The sequence below is a fragment of the Cupriavidus basilensis genome (genome assembly GCF_029335485.1).
GTDB classification, from domain to species: Bacteria; Pseudomonadota; Gammaproteobacteria; order Burkholderiales; family Burkholderiaceae; genus Cupriavidus; species Cupriavidus basilensis_E.
Genome location: NZ_JARJLM010000161.1, coordinates 1 through 2133 on the forward strand (window position 1 = coordinate 1; position 2133 = coordinate 2133).

At 66.7% G+C, this 2133-nt stretch carries 1 protein-coding gene; it reads right to left on the minus strand.

Going from position 1 to position 2133, the window contains the following annotated elements:
* Positions 1-103: 103 nt before the first annotated feature.
* The coding region (locus P3W85_RS09530) for a sigma-54-dependent Fis family transcriptional regulator (RefSeq protein WP_346430254.1) at positions 104-2133 on the minus strand (2030 nt) is incomplete at its 5' end.

The window sequence follows — 2133 nt, forward strand, 5'->3', positions numbered from 1 at the left end:
CCACTCCGCCTTTAGGCCCTGCAGACCTAAATCAGGTCCCTACTAGAGATTAAAAAAATAGCTTAAAAAGATGCCTGGAAATACCATAGAGTAAATAAAAATATCATTGCTGATTAGGCGCAACTATCCCATATCGCTCCATCTGCCGATAAACCGTCGCCCGCGCAATCCCCAACTCACCCGCAACCTGCGTAACGCGCCATTTGTTCCGCCGCAATGCCGCCAGCAGCACCTCGCGTTCGTTGCCGGGAAGCGGCCGCGTGGCCACCGGGGCGGTTTCTGCCAAGTTCTCCTGCGTGCCCTCAAGGATCTCGGGAGGTAGCGCGTCGGTGTCGATGAAGCCGTTGTCGCTCATGGCCAGCGCGAAGCGCAGCACATTGCGCAATTGCCGCACATTGCCCTGCCAGGTGTAGGCGCGGAGCAGGGCCAGCGCGGCGGGTGCCAGTTCGGCCCGCATGTCCAGCTGCCGGCCCTCTTCTTCGGCGATGCGCGCGATCAGGTAGTCCTTGTCGCGCCGCTCGCGCAGGGCCGGCAGGTGCAAGGTGGCGCCGCACAGGCGATAGTAGAGGTCTTCGCGGAAGCATTGTTCGGCGATCAGCTGGCGCAGGTCGCGGTGCGAGGCGGCGATCACGCGCAGGTCCACCGGGATGGGTTTCTCCGCGCCCAGCGGCATCACTTCGCGCTCGGACAGGACGCGCAGCAGCCGGCTTTGCAGGTGCAGCGGCATGTCGCCGATTTCGTCGAGGAACAGCGTGCCGCCGTCGGATTGCGCAATCAGGCCGCGCATGCCTTTGCTGCGCGCACCGGTGAAGGTGCCCGGCGAATAGCCGAACAACTCGCTCTCGATCAGCGATTCGGGAATGGCGGCGCAGTTGACCGCGACGAAGGATTTGCCGCGGCGCTCGCTGGCGGCGTGCAGCGCCTTGGCCAGGACTTCCTTGCCGGTGCCGGTCTCGCCATGCACCAGGATATTGAGCGGCTTGTTGGCAAGCCGCTTGGCCTGCAGGATCAGCCGCTGCATCTGCGGGTCGCCCGCTCCGAGCGCGTCCAGCGCGGCGCTTGCCTCCGCGCTCGGCAGCGCCGGCTGGGCCCCGGACGCCGAGGGCCGGCCCGGCGCGCCGCGCGGCGCGATGGCGGTGGCATAGTACAAGCCGTGGTCATGGGTGCGCACGGCGGTGCGCTCCGACGACATGCCGGCGTGGGCGATGCGCCAGAGCTCGCTCATGTCTTCGCGGAAGACTTCGGTGAGCAGGTGGCCGCGCAAATCCAGGGGCTTGCCGCCGTGTCCTTCGGCGGCGTCGGCCAGCCGCAGCCTGCGCCGGCCTCCGCTGTTGATGCCCCGGATGACGCCGTCGGCGTCGAAGGCGACCATGATCTCGCTGTCCACGTCCACCAGCGACCAGGTCGAGCCCAGCCGCAGGATCCATTGGTCGCGGAAGTAGCGCAGGAAGTTGGCGTCCTCGATCATCTGCGCATACATGGTGGTCATCTGCAGCGCCAGGTGCTGTCCTTCGCGCGGGGCCGGAGCGCTCAGCGCGGAGACGTCGAGCACGCCCAGGAAGCCGCCGGTGGGATCGAACAGCGGCGCGCTGTTGCACGTGAGCGTGATATGGGACACGTCGAAGTGGTCGGTCTGGTGGCAGGTCACCGGCGCCTGCTCGACAATGCAAGTGCCGACCGCGCAGGTGCCGGCGCGCGGCTCGCTCCAGTCCGCGCCGAGGTAGAGCCCGGCGCGCTTGAGCTCGTGGTCCCAGTGGTCGTTGCCGATGAAGTCCACGGTCACGCCATGGGCGTCGGTCAGCAGCAGCACGCAGTCGAGGGCGGAGACGCGCTTGTAGAGCTGCTCCATGCCGGTACGCGCCACGCCGAGAAAGTCCTCGATCTGGTCCTTGTGTTCGCGCAGGCGCTGCGCCTCCACGATATAGGCAGGCACCGGCCGGCTCGGGTCGAGGCCATAGTCGTTGAAGCAGCGCAGCCAGGAACGCTCTATCGTGCCCTCGGCCGCGCCGGGCTGCTGCGAAAAGGCGAGCAGGCGCTCAATATGTGCCCGGTGTGCTTGTTGCAGCACGGTTGTCTCCTTGGCCGGTTCATGTGGGGGCTGGCCGGCGATCGGATGCCCGGCCCAGCGCTGGC